This window comes from Streptomyces sp. NPDC004542, assembly GCF_040610035.1.
Taxonomy (GTDB): Bacteria; Actinomycetota; Actinomycetes; order Streptomycetales; family Streptomycetaceae; genus Streptomyces.
Map to the genome: position 1 here is coordinate 14922 of NZ_JBEXLP010000018.1, position 21437 is coordinate 36358.

20 protein-coding genes and 1 pseudogene are annotated in these 21437 nt (G+C 74.8%); 1 reads left to right on the forward strand and 20 read right to left on the reverse strand.

Going from position 1 to position 21437, the window contains the following annotated elements:
- Positions 1 to 51: 51 nt before the first annotated feature.
- The 7 genes from ABZX30_RS13140 to ABZX30_RS13170 all read right to left on the reverse strand — a co-directional run bounded on the left by ABZX30_RS13140 (position 52) and on the right by ABZX30_RS13170 (position 7051).
- Positions 52 to 1254, reverse strand: a complete 1203-nt coding sequence (locus ABZX30_RS13140) for an NAD(P)/FAD-dependent oxidoreductase (protein ID WP_355932575.1) — start codon at positions 1252 to 1254, stop codon at positions 52 to 54.
- Positions 1251 to 1997: an arylmalonate decarboxylase gene (locus ABZX30_RS13145; protein WP_355932578.1), complete on the reverse strand. Its 747-nt coding sequence runs from the start codon at positions 1995 to 1997 to the stop codon at positions 1251 to 1253. The genes ABZX30_RS13140 and ABZX30_RS13145 overlap by 4 nt, the downstream gene beginning before the upstream one ends.
- A 134-nt stretch (positions 1998 to 2131) precedes the next feature.
- Positions 2132 to 2674 carry a LuxR C-terminal-related transcriptional regulator gene (locus tag ABZX30_RS13150; protein ID WP_355932581.1) on the reverse strand — a complete coding sequence of 181 codons (543 nt, stop codon included), beginning with the start codon at positions 2672 to 2674 and terminating at the stop codon, positions 2132 to 2134.
- A 149-nt stretch (positions 2675 to 2823) separates the two neighbouring features.
- On the reverse strand, positions 2824 to 3753 hold the full coding sequence (locus ABZX30_RS13155; RefSeq protein ID WP_355932584.1) for a DMT family transporter: 930 nt from the start codon (positions 3751 to 3753) through the stop codon (positions 2824 to 2826).
- 209 nt (positions 3754 to 3962) lie between these two features.
- Positions 3963 to 4931, reverse strand: a complete 969-nt coding sequence (locus tag ABZX30_RS13160; protein WP_355932585.1) for a LysR family transcriptional regulator — start codon at positions 4929 to 4931, stop codon at positions 3963 to 3965.
- 13 nt (positions 4932 to 4944) lie between these two features.
- Positions 4945 to 5862, reverse strand: a complete 918-nt coding sequence (locus ABZX30_RS13165) for a TIGR03619 family F420-dependent LLM class oxidoreductase (protein ID WP_355932588.1) — start codon at positions 5860 to 5862, stop codon at positions 4945 to 4947.
- Positions 5846 to 7051: an MFS transporter gene (locus ABZX30_RS13170; protein WP_355932591.1), complete on the reverse strand. Its 1206-nt coding sequence runs from the start codon at positions 7049 to 7051 to the stop codon at positions 5846 to 5848. The genes ABZX30_RS13165 and ABZX30_RS13170 overlap by 17 nt, the downstream gene beginning before the upstream one ends.
- Before the next feature lie 216 nt (positions 7052 to 7267).
- Here ABZX30_RS13170 and ABZX30_RS13175 point away from each other — a divergent pair, with 216 nt between their 5' ends.
- Positions 7268 to 8935, forward strand: coding sequence for a glutamate--tRNA ligase family protein (locus ABZX30_RS13175; protein ID WP_355932593.1), 1668 nt, complete (start codon positions 7268 to 7270; stop codon positions 8933 to 8935).
- 135 nt (positions 8936 to 9070) lie between these two features.
- Here ABZX30_RS13175 and ABZX30_RS13180 read toward each other — a convergent pair whose 3' ends face one another.
- The 13 genes and pseudogenes from ABZX30_RS13180 to ABZX30_RS13240 all read right to left on the reverse strand — a co-directional run bounded on the left by ABZX30_RS13180 (position 9071) and on the right by ABZX30_RS13240 (position 21425).
- Positions 9071 to 9607: a LuxR C-terminal-related transcriptional regulator gene (locus ABZX30_RS13180; RefSeq protein ID WP_355932595.1), complete on the reverse strand. Its 537-nt coding sequence runs from the start codon at positions 9605 to 9607 to the stop codon at positions 9071 to 9073.
- Positions 9608 to 9686: 79 nt separating this feature from the next.
- A pseudogene (locus tag ABZX30_RS13185) lies at positions 9687 to 10625 on the reverse strand (hydroxyacid dehydrogenase); the annotation flags it as partial.
- Positions 10626 to 10675: 50 nt separating this feature from the next.
- Positions 10676 to 11179 carry a flavin reductase family protein gene (locus tag ABZX30_RS13190; protein ID WP_355932598.1) on the reverse strand — a complete coding sequence of 168 codons (504 nt, stop codon included), beginning with the start codon at positions 11177 to 11179 and terminating at the stop codon, positions 10676 to 10678.
- Between the two features lie 79 nt (positions 11180 to 11258).
- Entirely contained in the window at positions 11259 to 12212 is a 954-nt protein-coding gene (locus ABZX30_RS13195) for a hypothetical protein (protein WP_355932601.1), read from the reverse strand.
- Positions 12203 to 12844: a 4'-phosphopantetheinyl transferase superfamily protein gene (locus ABZX30_RS13200; RefSeq protein WP_355932604.1), complete on the reverse strand. Its 642-nt coding sequence runs from the start codon at positions 12842 to 12844 to the stop codon at positions 12203 to 12205. Before ABZX30_RS13200 ends, ABZX30_RS13195 begins: the two co-directional genes overlap by 10 nt.
- Positions 12841 to 14019 (reverse strand): acyl-CoA dehydrogenase family protein, encoded by a 1179-nt coding sequence (locus tag ABZX30_RS13205; RefSeq protein WP_355932607.1) that lies wholly within the window; start codon positions 14017 to 14019, stop codon positions 12841 to 12843. The genes ABZX30_RS13200 and ABZX30_RS13205 overlap by 4 nt, the downstream gene beginning before the upstream one ends.
- Complete coding sequence (locus ABZX30_RS13210; protein WP_355932610.1) at positions 14012 to 15220, reverse strand: acyl-CoA dehydrogenase family protein; 1209 nt, start codon at positions 15218 to 15220, stop codon at positions 14012 to 14014. The genes ABZX30_RS13205 and ABZX30_RS13210 overlap by 8 nt, the downstream gene beginning before the upstream one ends.
- Entirely contained in the window at positions 15217 to 15486 is a 270-nt protein-coding gene (locus tag ABZX30_RS13215; RefSeq protein ID WP_355932613.1) for an acyl carrier protein, read from the reverse strand. Before ABZX30_RS13215 ends, ABZX30_RS13210 begins: the two co-directional genes overlap by 4 nt.
- On the reverse strand, positions 15486 to 16826 hold the full coding sequence (locus ABZX30_RS13220) for a type III PLP-dependent enzyme (protein WP_355932615.1): 1341 nt from the start codon (positions 16824 to 16826) through the stop codon (positions 15486 to 15488). The genes ABZX30_RS13215 and ABZX30_RS13220 overlap by 1 nt, the downstream gene beginning before the upstream one ends.
- Entirely contained in the window at positions 16810 to 18351 is a 1542-nt protein-coding gene (locus ABZX30_RS13225; RefSeq protein ID WP_355932618.1) for a class I adenylate-forming enzyme family protein, read from the reverse strand. The genes ABZX30_RS13220 and ABZX30_RS13225 overlap by 17 nt, the downstream gene beginning before the upstream one ends.
- On the reverse strand, positions 18351 to 19793 hold the full coding sequence (locus tag ABZX30_RS13230; protein ID WP_355932621.1) for an acyl carrier protein: 1443 nt from the start codon (positions 19791 to 19793) through the stop codon (positions 18351 to 18353). The genes ABZX30_RS13225 and ABZX30_RS13230 overlap by 1 nt, the downstream gene beginning before the upstream one ends.
- The gene (locus ABZX30_RS13235) at positions 19783 to 21150 is read right to left on the reverse strand and encodes a TrpB-like pyridoxal phosphate-dependent enzyme (protein WP_355932624.1); all 1368 of its coding nucleotides are present in this window, start codon (positions 21148 to 21150) and stop codon (positions 19783 to 19785) included. Before ABZX30_RS13235 ends, ABZX30_RS13230 begins: the two co-directional genes overlap by 11 nt.
- Positions 21147 to 21425, reverse strand: coding sequence for a phosphopantetheine-binding protein (locus ABZX30_RS13240; protein WP_355932626.1), 279 nt, complete (start codon positions 21423 to 21425; stop codon positions 21147 to 21149). The genes ABZX30_RS13235 and ABZX30_RS13240 overlap by 4 nt, the downstream gene beginning before the upstream one ends.
- Positions 21426 to 21437 lie beyond the last annotated feature (12 nt).

Genomic DNA, 21437 nt, shown 5'->3' on the forward strand with positions numbered 1-21437 from the left:
TCCGTCCTCTCGGCAGGCGGAAAGGGATCAGGTGGGCGGAGCGGGGTGGTCTCAGTGGGTGAGCTGGGGCCGGGGCGCGCAGTCCAGGAGCGAGGCCTTGACCAGGTAGTCGGCGGTGCGCTGCGGGTCGGCGGCGATCCGGCCGATGTCTTCCAGGGCGTGTCGCAGCCGGGCCGGGTCGTCGAGGCCGGCGGTGCGGGCCTCCGTGCGCGGGATCACCTGGTCGGTGACCACCCGGCGCCGTCCGGCGGCCACCGAGCCGAGGATCCGCTCGTCGGCCTCGCCGTGGTGCAGCCGGGTCAGGGCGCGGCCCCAGGCGACGGCGTCGTGCAGTCCGCAGTTCATGTTCATGCCGCCCGCGGTGGAGGTGAGGTGGGCGGCGTCCCCGGCGAACAGGACCCGGCCCGCCCGGTAGTCGGGCAGCACGTAGGAGGCGAGCCGGTAGGTGTGCGCGTCGGCGACCCGCACCTCGGCGGCCCAGGAGGGCAGCGCCCGCTCGAGCAGGGCCCGCACCTCGGCCTGCTCCAGCACCTGGCGGCGCGGCAGGTGTGCCGGCACGCGGAAGATCAGGCGCCAGTGGTCCGGCATGCCCAGGATGCTGAAGGACTGCCGGCGGTCGCGGACGTACGCCAGCGGCGCCAGGCCCGGCAGGAGCGCGTCGAGCGGGGTGTGCGTCACCACGCGCAGGGCGTACGAGGGGTACTCGGTGGCCCGGGAGGGCAGCCCGAGGGCGGCGCGGACCGTGCTGCGGCTGCCGTCGGCGGCCACCACGTACCCGGCGTCCAGGGGGGTGCGCACCCCGTGCGGCCCGTCCAGCCACAGCCGCACGCCGTCGCCCCGGGGCCGTACGTCGAAGACGGTGCTGGAGAAGCACACCTCCGCGTGCGGGTACGCGTCGAGCCGGGCCAGCAGCAGGGGGGTGAGCCGCGCCTGCTCGGCGTGGATCCGGTAGGGGTGGGCGGTGCGGCCGTCGAGCGCGTCGTAGCCGATGCGGTGCAGGACCCGCTGGCCGAGGTCGCGCCACTGGATCTCGTGCACCTCCCGCCCCACGGCGGTGAGGGCGGCCGCGACGCCCAGCTCGTCGAGCAGGTCCAGCGTCGCCGGGTGGAAGGTCGAGGCGCGGGAGGCCGTCGACAGGTCCCGGGAGGATTCCAGGACGGTGACCGGCACGCCGGCCCGGGCCAGGACCAGGGCCGTGGTGAGCCCGACGGGTCCCGCGCCCACGACGACGACCGGGCGGCGGCGGACGCTCACCGCGTGCCGCCCGTGCGGGCGGCGAGCCGGCGCAGCAGGCCGGTCTCCTCCGCGGGGTCGGCCGTGAGGCCGGTCTGCTTGAGCGCCCAGCGGGCCGAGCAGATGTTGGAGGTGAGCAGGATCCGGTCGTTGCCCTCGCCGATCTGCCGCAGGGCGTCGAAGGTGAACATCCCGGTGCCGGTGAGCAGCAGCGCCTCGTCGGCGCCGAGACCGGCCTCGGCGACCTGGCGGACCAGGTCGTCGGTGCCGACGTCGTAGGGGGAGAAGCGGTCACCGGCTCGGACCGGGACGACCCGCGAGACCGTGAGGCCGGCATCCTCCCAGAAGGCGCGGGACAGGTCGGTCAGCCACGGCTCGTACGGCGAGACCAGCACGAGGTCCCGTACGCCGAGGTCCGCGCAGGTGTCCAGGGTGGCGAGGGTGGAGGAGGCGACGGGCCGGCCGCCCGCCTCGGCGAGCTTCTCGCACAGGGCCCGGTCGCCGTCGGGGCCGAGCAGGTAGTGGGAACCGCTGCACGCCACGACGACCGCGCCGAGCTCCAGGCCGCCGAACCCGGCGACCACCTCGTCGAGGCGCTCGTTGTAGGTGTCCAGCCGCTCGCGCAGGGTCCGTCCCGGCAGAACCGGGAAGCGGGAGGTGTGCACGTTCATGGCCGGCCGGACGAGGCTGCCGATCTCCGGTTCGGCGGCGGCGTTCCCGGAAGGAACGACGACCCCGAGACGTTCCGCGGATTGCAAGGACATCTCTCCCCTTTTCCGAGGCATTTCCGAGGCGACTTCTCCCGGTCCCGGTATTTCCGGTGATCGGATTTCCGGTCGTGGGATTTCCTGTCGTTCGGAAACGCTAGGCGGCAGGGGCGGTGCCGGGCACTACGGAATCACGCAGTGAGCCGTTCCTCCTGCGGAATTCCGAAGCGGGGGACGGTGGCGCCGAGAGCGGAGGCGAGCTGTGCGCGGCGGCTGATCGACAGCTTCCGGTACATGCGCGTCAGATGCTGTTCCACGGCCCGGCAGGACACGCCCAGCCGCTCGGCGATCTTCTGGTTGGTCAGACCGGTGAGCACCATGCGGGCGATGCGCGACTCGTGCGGGGTGAGCGTGCCGCCCCCGGGGGCGGCCTCGGGCTCCTCGGGTTCGCGTCCGGTGAGCGCGCTGTGGCCGTACTCGACGTTCCAGGAACGGATCCTGGTGCGGGCGACGAGCCCGTGCCGGGCGAGCGGGTCGGCGCGCAGGACGCGGTGCAGGGACACCTCGTCGGACACGGCGATCAGCAGGATGTCCCCGCTGCCCGTGCCGGCCGGCCCGCCGCCGACGAGGACGCCGCGGCCGGACAGGGACCGCAGGTGGGCGAGGTGGTCGGGCCAGACCTGGCGCAGCCGGGACTCGGCGGGGTGGAAGGTGCGTTCGACGACGTACGGCATGGGGGTTCACCTCGGGAAGTAACTGCCTCGCGGGTCCGGTCGGGTGCCGTCTGCCTCACGCGCCGTACGGCCGACGGGGCCCGGTGAGCCGGTGGTGTCGCCGGCTCGCCGGGCCCCGTTCTTCGCCGGTGCGGTGAGGACCGCCGGCCTCACTGGGCGACGGCGACCTTCTCGGCGGGCGGCTCCGCGGCCTGCTGGGCGGGCTTCTCCGCGGGCTTGCGGCGCAGCAGCGCGGTGGCGGTGAGCACGGCGGCGGTGCCGAGCAGCACGCTCCAGCCGAGGGACTCGCCGAGGAAGGCGGCGCCGAGGACGACGGACACCACGGTCATGAGGTAGATGACGGTGGCGGCGGCCGCGGGGCCGTCCTTGGTGATGATGACCGTGTTGAGCAGGACGGCGAAGCCGGTGCACACCACGCCGAGGACGAGCAGGGCGACGACGGAGTCGGTGCGCCACTCGACGGGCTCCAGGCCGAGGAACGGCACCGCGAACAGGGTGAGCACGGCGGCGATGCTCAACTGGCCGCCCGCCAGCATGAAGACCGGGATGCCGCGGCCCGCGAGGAAGCGGCCGACGTAGGCGAAGCTGCTGCCGAAGCTGACGGCGCCGAGGACGAAGCAGACGATGCTGCTGGTGGAGGCGTGGGTGCCGGGGCTCCAGGGAGCGGCCACCAGGACCACGCCGAGCAGACCGATGACCATGCCCAGGATCCGGGCGCCGCCCAGCCGCTTCTCGGAGCCGAGCACCACGGCCGCGCCGAGCGTCCAGACCGGGCCGGTGCCGCTGATGATGCCGGCGACGTTGCTGGAGCCGTGGACCTCACCCTGGGCGAACAGCAGCCAGGGGACGGCGTTGCCGAGCAGCGCGGCCACCGCCATGTGGCCCAGGAGCTTCGGGTCCCGGGGCGGTCGCTGTCCCCTGGACAGGCCGATGGCCATCAGGACGGCGGCCCCGAGGACGAGGCGCACGAACACCATCTCCACGGGCGAGAAGCCGTACCCGGAGATCTTGATCCAGAGGAAGACCGAACCCCACAGCAGGCTCAGGCCGGACAGTCGCAGCAGCGCGCCGGATTTCATGACGGACCCTCACATTCGGCGGAAGACGGAGACGCACGACAGATGCGTGGAGAGGAACGGGGCAGGTGGGGGCGGAACCTGTCCGCCGGCCCACACCAAGAGCGTCGCCCCGAGCCGCCGCCCGCGTCCAGCAAATGATATTTCCGATGAATGTGAAGGCTCACTGAAATATTCGATTCGAAGATCAGATGCGCATCTGATCCATGAAATCAAGAGGCGGAGGCCCCGTCCAGCTCCGATTCGGCGTCCCGGGCCGCCTCGCCCAGCGCCTCCAGTACCGCCTCGATCTGCGGCACCTCGGCGCTGCCGGGCCGTACCGCGGCGAACACCCGGCGCCAGGGCGCGTCGTCGAACCGCCGTACCGTCACCCCGGGCTGGGAGGACCGGCGGGCCAGCCGCGGCACCAGGCAGATGCCCAGGCCCTGGCGGACGGCGGCGAAGGTGGCGTCCCAGTCGCCGATGACATGGGTGGCCTGCGGGGTGAAGCCGGCGGCCGCGCAGGCCGCGAGGGGGATCTCCTGGCACATGCCGACCGTGGCGAAGATCCACGCCTCGTCGGCCAGGTCGCCGAGGGTCAGCGAAGGCGCCTGCGCCAGCGGGTGGTCGTCGGGCAGCGCCACGTCGAACACCTCGGTCATCAGCGGCCGTTTGTCGAAGCGGGCGTCGAGGGCGGGCGCGGCCGGCGACTCGACGGCGATGACCACGTCCGTGCGCCCCAGCTCCAGCAGCTCGAAGCTGACCGGCGGGTCCACCTCCGCGAGCGTCGTCCGCAGCCCGGGCAGCCGCCGGTTGAGGATGCCGGCGGCCGGCAGGATGAGGGGCGCGAGGGTGGTGCCGAAGCCGGACACCGACACCTCGCCGTGCTCGCCGCTGCCGTGCTCGGCGAGGGCGCGGTGCAACCGCTCGATGCTCTCGAAGATCTCCTCGGCGTGCCGGAGCACCACCTTCGCCGCGCCCGTCAACCGCAGCCGCCGCCCCACCGGTTCGGTCAGCGGGACCCCCAGCTCCTTCGCCAGTCCGGCGAGTTGCTGGGAGACCGCCGAGGGGGTCAGATGCAGCGCGGCCGCCACCGCGCTGACCGTGCCCCGCCGGTCCAGTTCCACCAGCACCCGCAGCTTGCGCAGATCGAGTTCGCTGCCGTACGGCTTGCCCGCCGCGGCACCCTTGTCCATGGCCATGTCCGACGCAACGTCAGCGCAGGCGTCCGTGTTCCAGATCGATCACCTCCTCGGCCAGCCGTTCGAACGCGGCGAGGTCGGCGGCGTTCCGGTCGGCGTCGCGCACCTGCCCGGGGAAGGTGGGGTCGAGGACGACCGTGTCGGCACCCAGCCGGTCGAGCAGGACCAGGTCGTCGTGGATCTGTTCCAGGTTCCCCTCGCCGAGCACCCGCCCGGGGGGCAGCGGCCGGCCGGTCAGCCGCAGCTTGATCCGCGGCGCGAGCGCGGGCACCGGCCGGTTCATCCGCTTGGCCGTGTCGCGCAGCGCGGGCAGGCCGAGGTGCACCAGCCAGTCGCCGGTCACGGAGGTGGGGTGCCAGGCGTCGCCGTAGCGCACGGCCCGCCGCAGGGCGCCCGGGCTGTGCCCGCCGATCCAGACGGGCGGCCCGGACGGCCGCACCGGGCGGGGCCCGGTGTGCACGGGGCCGAACCGGACGAACTCCCCGTCGTGGGCGACGACGTCCCGCGTCCAGAAGGCCTTCATCACCTCCAGGTACTCGTCGCTGCGGGCGCCCCGGCGGGCGTACGGCACCCCGAGGGCGGCGAACTCGCCCGGCGCCCAGCCCGCGGCGGCCCCGAAGACGAACCGGCCGCCGCTGAGCTGGTCGATGTTCGCCACCTGACGGGCCACCAGCAGCGGGTGCCGGTACGGCAGGATGGCCACGGTCGTCCCGATGCGGACCCGGGCGGTGGTGCCCGCGAGCCAGGCCAGCACGGTGAACGGGTCGTAGAACGGGGCCGGGAACAGGCTCTGCACCTCGGGCGTGAGCGCCACGTGGTCGGACACCATCAGCTGGTGGTAGCCCAGCTCCTCCAGCCGCCGGGCCCAGTCCAGCATGGTCCCCGGGGTGGTGGCCGGACCGTAGTTGGGCAGGTTAGCTCCGAACTTCATGGGAGTCTCCGTTTCGCTCCGCCCCCGGGTGCGGACGTCCGTCCGGGGCTGGGTGGGACCCGCCGACCACGAGTCGGCGGCCGACGAGGTGCACCGCGCAGGCCAGGCAGGCCGCGGCCGCGGCCGGCAGCGGCAGGTGACGCGGCGCGAGCCCGGCCGACAGCACGGCCCCGCCGAGCGCGGCCCCCGCCGACCCGCCGAGGTAGGTGGCGGAGCTGTTCAGGGCGAGGACGGCCGCGCCGCCGGACGGCCTCAGGCCCAGCAGCCGGTGCTGCTGCGGCACCACGAACGCCCAGCCGGCCGCGCCCCACAGCACCAGCAGCGGCAGCACGGCCGCGCCGCCCAGCAGCGGCAGCGGGGCCAGGCACAGGGCCAGGGCGGCGAGCAGCACCGCCACCTGCGCGCCGGGCCGGCCGGTGCGGTCCAGCAGCGGCCCGACCAGGAAGCTCCCCGCGGCCCCGCCGACCCCCCACAGCCACAGGGCCGTCTGGTGCGCGGTCTGACCGGCCGCGTCGAGCACCGGCACCAGGTAGGTGTACAGGCCCAGGCTGGCCACGGTCTGCAGGAACGTGGTGAGCACCGCGACCGCGACCCGCCGGTCCGCCAACTGGGCGGCCCGTTCGCGCAGCCCGGGCATCGCCGCGCCGCGCACCTCGGGCAGCAGCGCCAGCGATCCCGCCAGCGACACCGCACCGATCCCGGTCACCAGCCACAGCGCCGCCCGCCAGCCCGCGTGTCCGGCCAGGAACAGACCGCCCGGCACCCCGATCACGGTGCCCGAACTCAGCCCGCCGAGCACCACGGCCAGCGCCCGGCCCCGCCGCTCCGCCCCGACGAGCGCCGCCGCCGCGGTCGCCGCCACCGGCATGAACACCCCGGCGGCCACCCCGGCCAGCCCGCGCGCCACCACCAGGGCGGGCAGCGAGGGCGCCACCGCGCTGCCGGCGTTGGCCAGGCAGAACAGGGCCAGCGCCCCGATGAGCACCTGCCGGACACTCCACCGCCCGAGCATCGCACCCACCAGCGGGGCGAGCAGGGCGTAGCAGAGCATGAAGACCGTCACCAGCTGCCCCGTCACGGAGGCCGGCTCGTGCAGGTCCCGGCCTATGGCGGGCAGCAGACCGGCCGTCACATAGGCGTCGGTCCCTACCGCCAGCGCTCCGAACCCGAGCAGCAGCACGCGCAGCACGGTGTCTCCTTTCTCGTCGGCTTCCGCCGCGTGGGTCAAGCCTCACCCGGCGGACGGCGCCGGGGGGCATCCGCAGGACCCGGAGGTACGGGATCCCACACCGTCCGTCCCGCCGGACGGTCCCGTCCGGGCCGCGGACTCCTAACGTCGGGGTATCGACGGGGCCGTGGCCCACCAGGCCGCCGTACCGGGTCAACGCGACGGAAGGGATGAGCCATGCCGGACCGCGACATCATCGACTCCTGGTTCTCTGCCGACCTGCTCCCGCCCGCTCACTGGGAAGAGCACTACACGACGCGGGAGCTGCCGCCCGGCGCACGGGTGACCCGGTTCGCGCCCAGTCCCACCGGCTCGATGCACCTGGGCGGCCTGTACGTGGCGACGCTCGCGAAGGACCTCGCCCGGCGCTCCGGCGGGGTGTACCTGGTGCGGATCGAGGACACCGACAAGGACCGCGAGGTGGCGGGCGCGGCGGACGAGTTCGCCCGGATCTTCCGCTATTTCGGCCTGGAACCGGACGAAGGTGAACCCGAGGGCCGCTGGGGCCCCTACCGGCAGTCCGACCGCGCGGACGTCTACCTGTCCTACGTACGGGAACTCCTGCGCGAACAGCAGGCCTACCCGTGCTTCTGCTCCCCCGAGCGGCTCGAGGAGAACGCCGGTGAACAGCGGCGTTCCCGCTCGCCGCTCGGCTACTACGGCAAGTGGGCCCGCTGCCGCTCGCTGTCCGTACGCCAGGCCGGGGAGAGGATCGCGGCCGGGGAGCCGTACACCGTACGGCTGCGCTGCCCCGTCGGGCTGCCGGGCCGGGTACGGTTCCGCGACCTGGTGCGCGGGGCGCTGACCATGCTGGACAACGGCAACGACGTGGTGGTGCTGAAGTCCGCGGACGCCGAGGGCCGCCGGCTGCCCACCTACCACCTCGCCCACGTGGTGGACGACCACCTGATGCGGGTGAACCTCGTGGTGCGCGGCGAGGAGTGGATCTCCTCCCTGCCCCTGCACCACCAGCTGCACCGCGCGCTCGGCTTCCGGCCGCCCGAGTACGCGCACATCGCGCCGCTGATGAAGCTCGACGGCACCAGCCGGCGCAAGCTGAGCAAGCGCAAGGACCCCGAGTCGACGGCCGGTTTCTACGAGGCCGCCGGGTATCCGGCGGCGGCCGTCGGACACTACCTGCGCGGGCTGGCCAACAGCCGCCTCGCCGACCTGCCGACGGACCGCGCGCTCGCCGAGCCGCTGCGGCCGACGGAGATGGGGACCGCCGGGCCGATGGTGGACCTGCTCAAGCTGCGCTCCCTGAGCCGCGAGTACATCGCCTCGCTGGCGCCCGAGGAGGCCCTCGCGCAGCTCGCCGACTGGGCGGCCGAGTACGCCCCCGAACTGCACGCCGTCCTGCGCAAGCACCCGGACCTCGCCCGGGCCGCCTTCGAGATGGCCCGGCGCGGCACCGGCACACCCCGCAAGGACCTCGCCTGCTGGCAGGAGTTCACGGCCGCCTACGGCTTCTGCTTCCCCGAACTGCACGAGCTGGTCGACCGGCCCACCGACGACCGGTTCGGCGGCCTGCCCGGCCCGGTGGTCACCGCCCTCGCCAGGGACCTCGTCGCGCACTACCGGCACGCCGGGCCGCCGGAGCACTGGTTCGCCGTGCTGCGCGCGGTGGCCGAACGGCACGGCTTCGCGCCCGACGTCCGCAGCTTCCGGGCGGCGCCCGGGGCGTACCGCGGCTCGATCCGGGAGGTGGCCAACGTCCTGCGCGTGTGCCTCACCAGCAGCCGCCGCAGCCCGGACCTGTTCCAGGTGGCCCGGGCGCTCGGGGAGGAGGAGGTGCTGCGCCGGCTCGGACCGCTCGCCACCGGGGCGCCGGCCGGCCTGGAGTGAGAGGAGGAACAGCGGGCAGACGGAACCTCGGAGAGAACAGGGAGATCAGGCAGATCAGGGATCAGGGAGTTCCGGCGGATCGGGGAGAGGTGGACGGCGGCCCGGGTTCCGGGCCGCCGTCCGGCGCGTCCCCGCTCAGCCCGTGTGCGTCGCCTCGGCGCGCAGGGCGACCGCCAGCTGGGCCCGCCGGCTGATCGACAGCTTGCGGTAGATGCGCGTGATGTGCTGCTCGACCGCGCGCGGCGACACCATGAACCGCTCGGCGATCTGCCGGTTGGTCAGTCCCTCCAGCATCAGCCGGGCGACCCGCAGCTCATGGGCGCTGAGCCGCCCGGCCGGCGCGGGGTCGGCGGCGGCCTGCCCGGACTCCGCCCGCTCCTCCGCTCCGAGCAGGTCGTCCATGTCCTGGACCGTGACGTCCAGCGCCAGCCGCTCCTGGGTGTAGGGGTCCGCGCCGAGCACCTGGTGCACCGCGGCCCGGTCCTGCGCCCTGACCACCAGCACCTCCCTGCACCCCTCCTCCCACGTCCCCCCGCCGACCAGCACGCCCTGGTGGAAGAGCCTGCGCCAGTACGTCTGGTGCGCCGGCCGGAGCCGGTGCAGCCGGGCGTCGTCCTGGAACGCGCGACTGATGATGTAGCGCACCGGTTCCGCGTCCTGACGTTGTGCCATGGGTCCCATGCCTCCCTCACGCCGCCCGGGGCACGGACACCGGGCGGGCCGGGCCGGTGGCGTGCCGCCGGGTGACCTCGTTCACCGCGTCCGGCACGGACCGTCCCGACAGCGCCAGACGGACGGACTCGGCGACCGCGGTGCCCGCCTTCTCCTGCGCCTCGTCCGTGGACGCGCCGAGGTGCGGGGTGCACACCACCTGGTCCAGCCCGAACAGCGGGGAGCCGGTGCAGGGCTCCTTGGCGTACACGTCCAGGCCGGCGCCGGCGACCCGGCCCTCCTTCAGGGCGGAGTACAGCGCCTCCTCGTCGACGATGCCGCCGCGGGCGGCGTTGACGATCCGCACCGACGGCTTGACCTTGCGCAGCGCCTCCTCGCCGATCAGACCGAGGGTCTCGGGCGTCCTGGGCAGGTGCACGGTGATGAAGTCGGAGACCTCGAGCAGCTCGTCGAGCGACAGCATCCTGACACCCAGCTGCGCGGCGCGTGCGGGCCGGACGTAGGGGTCGTGGGCGACGACCTCCATCCCGAAGGCGGACATGCGCCGCGCGACGAGCGCGCCGATGCGGCCGAGGCCCACGACACCGAGGGTCTTCCCGGCGAGCTCCACGCCCGTGTACCTGCTGCGCTTCCACTCGCCGTTCCTCAGCGCGGCGTCGGCCTGCGGCAGGTGGCGGGCGGTGGCGAGGATCAGACCGCAGGCCAGCTCGGCGGCGCTCACGACGGTGGAGGCGGGGGCGTTCACCACCATCACATCGGCGCGGGTGGCGGCCGGGACGTCGACGTTGTCCAGGCCGACACCGGCGCGGGCGACGACCTTCAGTCTTCGCGCCGCGGCGATGACCTCGGCGTCGACGCGGGTGGCGGAGCGGATCAAGAGCGCGTCCGCGTCGGCGACGGCGGACAGCAGGTCGGCGCGGTTCGCGCCGTCGCAGCGCCGGACCTCGACGTCCGGGCCGAGCGCTGCGACGGTGGCGGGGGACAGCTCTTCGGCGATGAGTACGACGGGCCTGCTCATGGAGGGTTCCCTTTCTCGGTGCGGCAGGGGCAGGGGCGCGTACGGGCGGGTCAGCCGCCCACCTGGTACTGGCCGCCCGCGAACAGCACGGTGGGCGGCCGGTCGTCGGTCCGGGTCCAGGTCACGGCACCGGCGACGAGTGTGTGGTCGAACACGCGGACGGAGCTGCTGACGTCGCACACCGCGGCCACCGAGGCCGCCGTCAGCACCGGGACGCCGTGCTGCGGCTGCCAGGACACGCCGGTGAAGCGCTGGGCGGCGGTGCCCGTCGCGAACTGGCGGGCCAGGTGCCGGGCGCTCCACGGCAGCACGTTGACCGCGAAGGAGCCGCTCGTCAGGACCTGGTCCAGCGTGCGGCTCGCGGTGGACAGGGAGACCAGCAGCGCCGGCGGTCGCAGCGACAGTGACATGACCGCGTTGACGGTGCAGCCGGCCGGTCCGTCGGGGCCGGACGCGGTGACCACGGCGACACCCGTGGGAAGCCGGGTCACCGCGTGCCGGAAGGCCTCGCTCGACACTCCGGCAGGCGCGGACAGGAGGCTCTCGGGTGTCATCGGTGTCCCTCCAGCTCGGGGTCGCCGCCGTGGGGGGCCACGGGGGCGGCGAACCGCTCGTACCGGGCGAGTTCCATGATCATCCTCTCTGGGGGAGGCCGGGGCTCAGGGCTTGCATGGTGGTGAGGACTTGCTCGACGGAGCGGTCGACCGCCCCCGGGCGCGGCCGGCCGCGCGCGGCGGACTGGGCCGCGAACCGCAGCGTCCTGGGCAGCTCGCCCCAGGCCGCCGACGCGGCCGCGGCCGACTCCGGGTGGAGACGGCCGTCCGCGACCGCGAAGGCCAGCCGGTAGGCGTGGTGGCGGGCGGCCGCCCAGAGGTCGTCGGCGTACCGGGCGAGCGCCGTGGCGTCGGTACGGAAGACGTCGGCGATCCTGGTCAGCGACGGTTCCAGGGCGAGGCTCCAGACGCCGGGTCCGGGTGCTTCGTCCGGAGTCCGCGTCGCGGGCCGCCGGGCCAGCCACCGGTACTGCCCCGCGGGCGGCACCGGGATCTCCTGGCCGAGCGCCAGCCGGTCCCGGCGCACGACCTCCGGCGGCGGGTCGGGAACCGGGGTGAGCGCCGTGGCCAGGTCGGCGTCGCCGACCCAGCCGAGGAAGGGCTCCTGGTCGCCGAACGGGGTGAGCGCCGCGAAGTGGTCGCCGAGCAGCCAGCGGCCGGCGCGGTGGTCCCGGATCAGCAGCCAGTGCGGGGCGTCCGCCCGTCCGCGGGCCGGCGCCCAGGGCAGATGGCGGGTGTTGCCGACGGCCAGGACCCGGCGCTCCCGGCGCAGCGCGTCGAGCAGGGCGGTCCGGGCCGCCGGCCAGTCGGCCGCGCCGCGGTAGGCAAGCTCCCGGCCGTCCTCGGTCCGGTCCACCCTGGGGTGGTGCGAGAAGGCCAGTTCCCCGGGCGGCAGGTCCACGCGCACCGCCAGCCGGACGCCTTCGGCGAGCCGGCGCCGTACGCCGGGCACGTCCGGCGTCAGATATGCGAGGAGGTTGGTCGTGTAGCAGCTGAGGTCCGGCATCGTGGCCGGCGCTTCGGTCAGTTCCACGAGGTGTCCAAGTCGCTGTGAGGGGCGGAGAACGCACAGCTCAACGGGGTCTGCGAGCGTCCGCGCAGGCTGATCCACCGGAAGTCCCGCCACTGTCCGCGGTGCCGTCCGGGAGGGACGTCGATCGCCCACGGCCGGCCGGACATACCGGTGCCGGCCGCTTTGACGCAGGCCTCCTGAGCGGTCCACACCCAGGCGAGTTCGGCCGCCCGCCGCCGTTCCTGCCACGCGCCGAGGTCCCGGCTGTGCTCGCCGAGGCAGCGGCGCAGCAGCCCGTCGGGGACGGTGTCCGGGGGCATCTGGACGTCCACACCGACCCGGCGGTCCGGGGCGAAGGCGACGGCGATGGCGTCGCCGTCGTGCGAGATGCTGATGCCCATGCCCGGGTGCCCGGCGAGCACCGGGCGTCCCTGCTCCTCGGCCCGCACCGGCACCTCGGCCAGCTCGGGCCGGGTGGCGCGCAGCAGGTGGCGCAGCAGCGCGCGGCTGGCGAGGAACTCCTCCACCCGCCACTTCGGCAGCTCCGCCGCGGCCGCCCGGTCGTGCGGATGCGGGGCGCTGCGGGCCCACTGGCCGCGTTCGCCCCGCGCCACCCAGACACCCGGTGCCACCTGGAGCGTCAGAAGATTCATGAGCGCAACTCCGTGAGTACCGTGTCCGCGTGGTCGGCCACCGCGCCGAGCACCAGTTCGGTGACGCCACCGCCGATGCCGAACACGCCCGCCTCGCCGCGGATGCGCTGGGCACCGCCCCGGGCGAAGCCGTCGGCCCCCTGCATCTGGGCGCAGGCGGCGAGCACCGGATCGGCGACGAGTCCCGCCGCCGACTTCAGCAGGGCGGCCGCCGCGAGGTCCTGCCGGTGTGCCACCCGCTCGCCGAGGCTCTCGCACAGGGCGCGCAGCTGCCGCACCTGCACCAGGCAGCCGGCGTACCGCTGGCGCACGGCGTCGTGCTCCCACAGGGGCCGCCCGTCGACGTGCCGCCGCGTCAGCCGCTCCTTGGTGTCGGCGAGCACCCTGCTGGTCAGCGCCACCGCCCACAGGGCGCCCGCGAGGCGTTCGGTGCCCATGTGCTGGGCGAAGACCGCCATGCCGCGCCCGGGCCGGCCCACGACGTGGTCGCGCGGCAGCCGTACGCCGTCCAGTTCGACGTGTCCGGTCCCGGAGCCGGTGAGCAGGTCGGTGTCGGCCGGGCGCACCCGCACGCCGGGTGCCGTGGCGGGCACGAGCACCCAGGTGAAGCTGGTGAAGTGCCGGCCGGGCCGGTGCCGGGCGAGGACCAGCAGCCAGTCGGCCCCGCACGCGGTGGTGATCCAGCGTTTGCCGCCGGTCAGCAGCAGCCCGTCGGCCCCGATCGTCACCTGCGTACCGAGGCCGGCCAGGTCCGAGCCCGCCGCGGCGCCGTCGGTGGCGGCGAGCGCCACCGTCGACGTACCGGACAGCGCCGCGTCGAGCGCCTGCCGTACGGGTCCCGTCCCGGGCGCGCAGGCGGCGAGCACCGGCAGTGCGCTCGCCGCCTGGACCAGCACGCTGAGGGTGACGCCGTTGTCGCCGCGGGCGTCCACGGCCCGGATCAGACCGGCGAGCCGTGCGGGGTCCGGGGCGCCGGCGGTCCCGCCCCGGGCGCTCCGGTCGTCGTGGGTGTCGTGGGCGTCGTGGGCGTAGAGGTCTTGGAGGACGCCCGCCGTGCCGAGCGCCGCCCACACCCGGGACACCGGTGCCCCCGCGGGAACCGTGGCCAGCGCGGTGTCCGCCCGTGGGCGGTGGCGCGCGGCGGGACCGACGTCCGCCTCGATGAGCTCAGGCAAGGCGCACCTCCGGATCCAGCAGGGCGAGTTTGCCGTCGACGAGGTGGAGACGGTCGTTGCTGTAGTTCAGGGCGGCCGACCTCAGGTCGCGCAGGCTGTGTTCCAGGCGGGTGGGGGAGTCCTTGAGGTAGCCGTGCCGCATCCCCACGGCCTCCACCAGTCCGTCGACGGCCCGGTGGCACTCCTCGGCCGCGGTGATCTTCAGGGCGTTGAGCAGCAGCTGGACCCGGGGCAGGCTGAGGTCGTCGGCGGTCGCGACGACCTGCCGGGCGCGGTCCAGGAGCGCGTGCACCAGGTCGATCCGCTGCCGGGCCCGGGACAGCCGGGTCAGCAGCAGTTCCGAGTCCAGGTCCACCCGTGCGCGGCCCTGCCGGGAGCGCAGCAGCTTGACGACGCGGGACAGCGCGCCCGCCGCGGTGCCGAGCCAGCAGGCCGACCAGCCGAGGTGGGCCATCGGCCCGAACACCGTGGTGACGATCGTCCGGAACTGCCCGTGCTCGCCCACCACCTGATGGGCGGGCACCGTTCCGGTCAGCCGCAGGGCGACGCTGTGGCTGGCGCGCATCCCGAGCGGGTCCCAGTCACCCGACCGTTCGACGGTGAGCTGGTCGCGGTGGGCGTACACCAGCGACACCTGGTGGGGGGAGGCCGGGGCCGGGCTCTGCATGGTGACCAGGAAGCCGTCCGCGTACTCGCCGCCGGTGACGATCGGCGCGAACCGGTCCAGCAGCAGCTCGCCGTCGCGTGCGGCGAGCGCCGCCTCGGAGCTCAGCAGATGGCCGCCCTTGCCGGCCTCGGTGGTGACCGACGCCAGGTAGACCCGGCCCGCGGCGATCTCGGGCAGCAGCTCGGCGCGCAGCCGCTCGTTGCCGTAGCGCACCACCGCCGCGACCTGCTGGCAGTGCATCGTGAAGATCATCGCCACGGACATGTCGACCCGGCCGAGGGCGATGCCCGCGGTCACCACGTCGTCGGTCGTGCCGCCGAGGCCGCCGTGGGTCTCGGGGACGAGCAGGCCGAGCAGTCCGCTGCGGCGCATCTCCTCAAGCGCCTCCACCGGGAACGAGGCGTCACGGTCGGTGCGGTCGAGGTGCTCGGCCGCCACGGCGGCGACCCGGGCGAGACGGTCCGTGAGCCCCGCGGCGGTCAGCGGCGCGCCGGCCGCGGCCGGCCGCACCGGGGCGAACGTCGGCGCGCTCATGCGGCCGTCACCTCCGTCCCGTCCGCGGCGTGCCGGGCGACCGCCGCGCGCACCACGGTCCACAGGCTGCCGGCGGTGGCGAACGTGTCGTCGTTCATGTCGTCGTCCGGCAGGGTCACGCCGAAGGTGTCCTCGATGGCGAACAGCAGCTCGATCGCCTGCATCGAGTCGAGGCCGAGCTCGCGCAGCGACGCGTCGGGGGTGATCTCCCGCGTGCCGAGGAACTTCAGGAACGGCGCGAGCAGTTCGGTGAAACGGGCATCCATCACTTCACTCCAGGGTGGGCGCGGGCCGGGGCCGGGACGGTGGTGCGGGTCAGGTGGATCCGGGTGAGGTCGGGGACCGCGTCGGGGCGGTCGCTGTCGATGACGGCCTCCGCGGGCAGCGGATGGCCGAGGAAGGCGACGAGGCTCGCGCTGAGCCCGTAGGCGCCGACGTTGGGGACGGCGAGCACGTCCCCGGGCCGCAGCGCGGGCAGCCGCGCGGCGCGCGCCCAGGTGTCGAGCGGGGTGCACAGCGGGCCGGTGACCAGGGCGTCGACGGCCGGTTCGCGGTCGCGCCCGGCCTCGCCCTCCAGGTCGCCGGGCACCAGGCGCGGGTTCAGCGCGGGCAGCCGCCGCAGCCCGGACATGCCGCCGAGGTGGTTGATGCCGGACTCGAGGACGACGACGTCCTTGCCGTGCGACCGCTTCACGTCGAGCACGGCCGTCAGCAGGACCCCGGCCGTGCCCACCAGGTAGCGGCCCGACTCGAAGACGACCCGCGGGCCGCCGCCGTGCCGTCCCGGCAGCTCCGCGTCGAGCAGGGCGGTGAGCCTCGGACGCAGTCCTGACAGGTCGAGCCGTGCGCCCTCCGCCGCGAACGGCGCGCCGAAGCCGCCCCCGAGGTCCAGGACGCGGATGCGCACGCCGTGCTCCGCCAGGGCCGCCGTCAGGGTCCCGGCGGTGCGCAGCGAGCGGGCGAACTGGCCCACCAGCGCGTCGACCTCGCCGAGGTTGGTGCCCATGTACAGGTGGAGGCCGGTCACCTCGGCGTGCGGCCGGCCGGCGAACCGGTCCGGCTCGGCCAGCACCCATCCGGTGTCCGCGCCGAACTGCGAGGCCACCCCGGTCATCGCCAGGCCCTGGCCCGGCACCGGCTGGTCGTCGTTGACCCGCAGCAGGCACCGCGCGGTGACCCCGGCGCCGCCGGCCAGCCGGTCCAGCTGCTCGATCGCGTACGGGGAGTCCACGGAGAACGTCCGCACGCCGAGCCGCAGCGCGTGGCCGATCTCCTCGTCCCGCTTGCCGGGGCCGGTGTAGAGCACGTCCGCGGCCGGCCAGCCCGCGCCGAGCGCCGCCTCCAGCTCGCCGGTGGAGCACACCTCGGGCAGGGCCCCGCGCTCGCGCAGCACGGCCAGCAGGGACGGGTGCGCGTTGGCCTTCAGGGAGTAGTACAGGCCCGCCCCCGCGGGCAGCGCGTCCCGCAGCGCGTCGTGGTTGCGCCGGACCTCGGCCAGGTCGTACACGTACGCCGGGGTGGGGACGCGGGAGAGGACCCCGGGCGGCACCGGCGGGGCCGGCCGGACCGTGCCACCGGGCCGGACGGCGTCAACGGGCGCGGACACGGGTCGCCTCCTGCGTCAGAGCGGCCAGCGCCTTGCGGTCGACCTTGCCGTTGCCGGTCAGCGGCAGCGCGGCGACGATCTCGCAGCGGCGCGGGATCTTGAACTCCTCGATCTGCTCGCGCATCCCCTGGAGCACCTCGGCGGGCGACAGCTCGCCGACCGCGAACAGCAGCGCGGGGGAGGAGCCCGTGGGCGGCAGCACGGCGGCCTCGCCGACGCCGGGGACGCGGCGGGCGGCCGCCTCGACCTCGGTGGCGCTGACCCGGAAACCGTTCTCCTTGTAGATGTCGTCGCGCCGGCCGTCGAAGTACAGGTAGCCCTCCTCGTCCACCCACCCGTAGTCACCGGTGTGCAGCTGCGGCAGGAGACCCTCCACGCGGCGGAACCGCTGCGCGGTGAGCGCCGGGCGGCGCCAGTAGCCCGCCATGACGTTCGGACCGCGCACCACGATCTCGCCGATCTCGCCCGGGGGCCTGCGGCGGCCGTCGTCGTCCACGACGAAGACCTCCGTGCCGGGCAGCGCGCGGCCACTGGAACCGGGCCGCTGAAGGTCGCCGTCGGGCGGCATGATGGTGGCCCGCTTGCACTCCGTCAGGCCGAACATCAGCTGCACCCGCAGCCCGGGCAGCGACGAGCGCAGCGCCTTCAGTGTCTCGGCCGGCATCGCCGCGCCGGTGTTGGTGAGCAGCCGCAGCGGCGGCCGGTCGGGGGAGGCCCTGCGCAGCAGCCGGGCCAGGGCCTCGGCCACCGACGGGACGGCGGCGAGCACGGTGGCGCCCGCCCGGACCAGGTTCCCGAGCAGCGCCGGGCCGACCTCGGCGGGCCGGCCGAGCACCACGCGGGCACCGGCCTGCGCCGACACGAACAGCTGGTACAGGCCGTAGTCGAAGGACAGCGGCAGCGGGCTGTAGACGACGTCGTCCGCCCGGTACTCCAGCATCGACTGGATGGCCGCGGCGGAGAACGTCAGCTGCTGGTGGGTGCTGACGACGGCCTTCGGCAGCGACGTGGTGCCCGAGGTGTAGATCAGGCACACGGGGTCGACCGCGAGCGGACCGGGGCGGACCGCCTCGGGCGCGGGCGTGTCCGCGAACGCCACCGCGGCCACCGCCTGGGTGGTGGCGGTGCGCACCCCGCGGCGCTGCGCCGCGAACTGCGAGTCCGGGGAGTCGGTGACGAGCAGACCGGGCTCGCAGTCGTCGAGGACGTGGTCGAGCTGGATCCCGTGGACCTGCTCGTGCAGCAGGGAGAAGGCGACCCCGGCCCGCGAGGCGGCGTACACGAGCGCGGGCTGGGCGGTGGAACCCGGCGCGCAGACCACGAGCCGCTCGCCGCGCCGCAGCCCGCAGGCGTGCAGCCAGGCGGCCAGCCGCCGGGAGGCCGCGTCGAGCTCCCGGTAGCTGAGCGTGTGGTCGCCGCTGGTGACGGCGGGCCGCTCCGGCCACCGGGCGGCGGCGTGGTCGAGCAGGTCGTGCAGCAGGGCCGGCCGGTCGGGGCGTTCGGATCGTTCGGATCGTTCGGACATCAGTTCCCTCCGGTGCGGGCGACGGGACGGGCGGGGTGGGGCGCCGTCGTGCCGGTGGGCAGGGCGCGCAGCACGATGCGGCAGATGCCGTCGACGTGGTGAAGGTTCTCCGGGACGAGGTCGTCCGCGACGAACTCCACGGACAGCTCGCGTTCGAGGCGTTCGACGATCTCCACCACCCGGAAGGAGGTGAAGCCGGGCACGTCCGCCAGCGGCCGCCCGTCCAGCAGGGCCGCCGGGTCGGTCCTGAGCACCGCGCCGGCGCTCGCCGCGACCCGCTCCCGCAGCGCGCCGGGCACGGGCGTCCCCTCCCCGGCGCCGCCCGGCTCGGCGGTGCGTGCGGGGTCCGCCCCGGCGGGGGGCGTACGGGGTGGGGTGTCGGGGCCGGAGGCCTCCTGGTGCCGGGGGGTGGCCGGGGTCGGCCTGGTGGCGGAGGCTGTGTCCGCCCGGCCGGCGGTGTCCGGCTCGGCGGTGCGTGCGGCGTCTGCCCCGGCCGCCTCGGCCGCCTCGGCCGCCTCGGCGGCTCCGGTGGTTCCGGTTGCTCCGGCGGCTCCGGTGGCGGGCGTGCCGGTCGCCGTTCCGGGGCCGAAGACCTCGCGGTCGCGGTCGAGTTGCCGCGCCAGGCGGGTGAACAGCTCCCCGGGCTCGGGCCGGCCGCGCTCGACCCGGCGGTAGCCGAGGTAGACGCTCTCGGCCAGCGACTCCCAGGCCTTCACGTGCGCGAGGGCCGCCGTGCCGTCGGCGAGCAGGCCGCGGGACCGGAGGAAGCGGACGTGCAGCTTGCGGGAGCGGGCGAGGAGCCAGGTCTCCAGGGTGAGCCGGTCCAGGGCGGCGAGCCGGTCGGGGTGCTCCGCGTACGCGGTGACGTACCGGCCGGCCGCCTCCTCGTCGGCCAGGTCGAGTGCGGCACCGGCCGGGGCGACGGGGCCCGCGGCGGGAGCGAGGGTGACCGAGAGGGCCGGCCCGGGCACGGCGGCGGCCAGCTCGGCGCGGCTCAGCGGGCGGCCGACCGGGCGGGCGGCGCCCCAGGGGGTGTCGTTGTGGTAGCCGTCCACCACCAGGGCGTCCGCGCCGTCGGCCGGCTCCAGCAGGAAGCTGTGGTCCATGTGGCGCCGCCCGAAGTACGGCACCCACGGCAGGTGGTAGGCGTCGGCCACCACACAGCGGCCGGCGGCCGGTACGACCGGCTCGCCCGCCCGGGTCGTCCGCAGGTCGAGGACGGTGAGCCCGAGGCGCTGGGCCGACTCCGTCAGCTGGTCGGCGGCGGAACGTTCCACCGTGGGCAGCCCGCCCGGCCCCGGCCGCGGACGGAAGCGCAGTACGGCACCCAGGTCCAGATGGGTGCCCGGGCCGTGCCAGCGGTCGGCCAGGACCGCCAGGTTGACCTGGACGCAGTCGAACAGCTGCCACTCCACGGTTCCGGGTGTCACATCAGCGCTCATGACCGGCTCCCGCGCCCGCCAGCTGCTCCACCCGCTCCAGGCCCCCCATGGCGCGGCGCAGCGCCTCGGGGTCGGGCCCTTCGCTGCTCAACTCGCCGTCCAGCAGCTGCTGGTACGCCCCCAGGTCGAGGTAGCCGTGGCCGCTGACGCACACCACCACGCCCTTCTCGGCACGCAGCGGGCCGTTGCTCCCCTCGGCCCCGGCGCCCGCCAGGCGCGCGGCGGCGGCCAGCGCGTGACCGGACTCCGGTGCGGGCAGCACCATCTCGCTGCGGGTGAAGCGGCGCCCCGCGTCGAGCGCCTCGACCTGCCCGACGGCGGTGGCCGCGATCTGGTCGCGGTGCCGCATCGCGGACAGCACCTTCGCGGCGCCGTGGAAGCGCAGCCCGGCCGAGTGCGAGTCGGGGATCGGGTAGGAGCTGCCGATGGTGTACATGGCCTCCATCGGCCCGGTGCCGGTGGCGTCCGTGTGGTCGTAGGCGTACGTGCCGCGGGTCAGCTTGGGCGTGGTGCTGGACTCGGCGGCCACCAGCAGCGGCGGCTCGGTGCCCGCGCCGGCCGCGGCCGAGAAGAACGGCAGCGCGATCCCGCCGAAGTTGGAGCCCGCGCCCACGCAGCCCACCACCGCGTCGACCGACGCGCCGAGGGCGGCGAGCTGGTCGGCGGCCTCCAGGCCGATCACCGACTGGTGCAGGATGCTGTACGTCTCCCCGCTGCCGATGCAGAACGCCGCGCCCTCGGTGCGGGCGGCGTACTCCACCGCCTCACCGATGGCCAGCGACAGGCTGTTGACGCCGGCCTCGGCGCGCCGGGCCACGTCGGTCAGCGGGCTGGGGCTCGCGTGCACGGTGGCGCCCAGGGTCCGCATCAGCGTGCCCCGGTACGGCTTGCGGCGCAGACTGCCCCCGACCATGAAGACGGTGCACTTCATGCCGAACAGCGCGCAGGCCGCGGCCAGGGCGGTGCCCCACTGCCCGGCGCCGGTGCCGCTGACCAGCTCCCGCACACCGGCCCGCGCGTAGTAATAGGCCTGCGCGAGCGCGGTGTTGAGCTTGTGGCTGCCGGAGATGTTGCCGCCCTCGTACTTCACGTAGACCGGCACCCGCGCCCCGACCGCGCGCTCGAAGCGCTCGGCCCGCCACAGCGGCGTGGGCCGGAACGCCCGGTAGGCGTCGGCGACCTCGGCCGGGATGTCCCAGTACTCCTTCAGCTGCACGCTCTGCCGCACCAGCTCCATCGGCAGGTTGACCTGCACGCTGCCGCCGCCCGCCGTCGCGGGGGTACGGTCCGGGGGCAGGCGGTCCTCCAGGCGCGGCAGGACACTGCGCCAGCGGGTGGGCAGGGGGATGCCGCTCATCGGGACGCCTCCGCCGCGGCGAGGACGATCTCGATCAGGTCGTGGACGGTCTGGAAGCTGCGCCCGACGAACAGGTCGTCGGGCAGGACGATGTCGAGTTCGTCCTCCAGCCGCACCAGCATGCCGACGAATCCGAGTGAGTTGACGCGCAGGATCTCTCCGTTGAGCGGTTCGTGGTCGTCGATGTCGGCGGGCCGCAGGGACAGCCGCGACTCGGCGATGACCACGCGCTTGACGGACTCGGTGACCGCGCCGCGGTCAAGTCCGGTGATCATGTTTCCTCCGTG

Excerpts from the sequence above, each read along its gene's own strand:
- ABZX30_RS13145 (WP_355932578.1), bottom strand. The coding sequence starts at position 1,997 with ATGTCCTTGCAATCCGCGGAACGTCTCGGGGTCGTCGTTCCTTCCGGG.
- ABZX30_RS13150 (WP_355932581.1), bottom strand. The coding sequence starts at position 2,674 with ATGCCGTACGTCGTCGAACGCACCTTCCACCCCGCCGAGTCCCGGCTG.
- ABZX30_RS13155 (WP_355932584.1), bottom strand. The coding sequence starts at position 3,753 with ATGAAATCCGGCGCGCTGCTGCGACTGTCCGGCCTGAGCCTGCTGTGG.
- ABZX30_RS13160 (WP_355932585.1), bottom strand. The coding sequence starts at position 4,931 with ATGGCCATGGACAAGGGTGCCGCGGCGGGCAAGCCGTACGGCAGCGAA.
- ABZX30_RS13165 (WP_355932588.1), bottom strand. The coding sequence starts at position 5,862 with ATGAAGTTCGGAGCTAACCTGCCCAACTACGGTCCGGCCACCACCCCG.
- ABZX30_RS13175 (WP_355932593.1), top strand. The coding sequence starts at position 7,268 with ATGCCGGACCGCGACATCATCGACTCCTGGTTCTCTGCCGACCTGCTC.
- ABZX30_RS13180 (WP_355932595.1), bottom strand. The coding sequence starts at position 9,607 with ATGGCACAACGTCAGGACGCGGAACCGGTGCGCTACATCATCAGTCGC.
- ABZX30_RS13190 (WP_355932598.1), bottom strand. The coding sequence starts at position 11,179 with ATGACACCCGAGAGCCTCCTGTCCGCGCCTGCCGGAGTGTCGAGCGAG.
- ABZX30_RS13200 (WP_355932604.1), bottom strand. The coding sequence starts at position 12,844 with ATGAATCTTCTGACGCTCCAGGTGGCACCGGGTGTCTGGGTGGCGCGG.
- ABZX30_RS13210 (WP_355932610.1), bottom strand. The coding sequence starts at position 15,220 with ATGAGCGCGCCGACGTTCGCCCCGGTGCGGCCGGCCGCGGCCGGCGCG.
- ABZX30_RS13215 (WP_355932613.1), bottom strand. The coding sequence starts at position 15,486 with ATGGATGCCCGTTTCACCGAACTGCTCGCGCCGTTCCTGAAGTTCCTC.
- ABZX30_RS13225 (WP_355932618.1), bottom strand. The coding sequence starts at position 18,351 with ATGTCCGAACGATCCGAACGATCCGAACGCCCCGACCGGCCGGCCCTG.
- ABZX30_RS13230 (WP_355932621.1), bottom strand. The coding sequence starts at position 19,793 with ATGAGCGCTGATGTGACACCCGGAACCGTGGAGTGGCAGCTGTTCGAC.
- ABZX30_RS13235 (WP_355932624.1), bottom strand. The coding sequence starts at position 21,150 with ATGAGCGGCATCCCCCTGCCCACCCGCTGGCGCAGTGTCCTGCCGCGC.
- ABZX30_RS13240 (WP_355932626.1), bottom strand. The coding sequence starts at position 21,425 with ATGATCACCGGACTTGACCGCGGCGCGGTCACCGAGTCCGTCAAGCGC.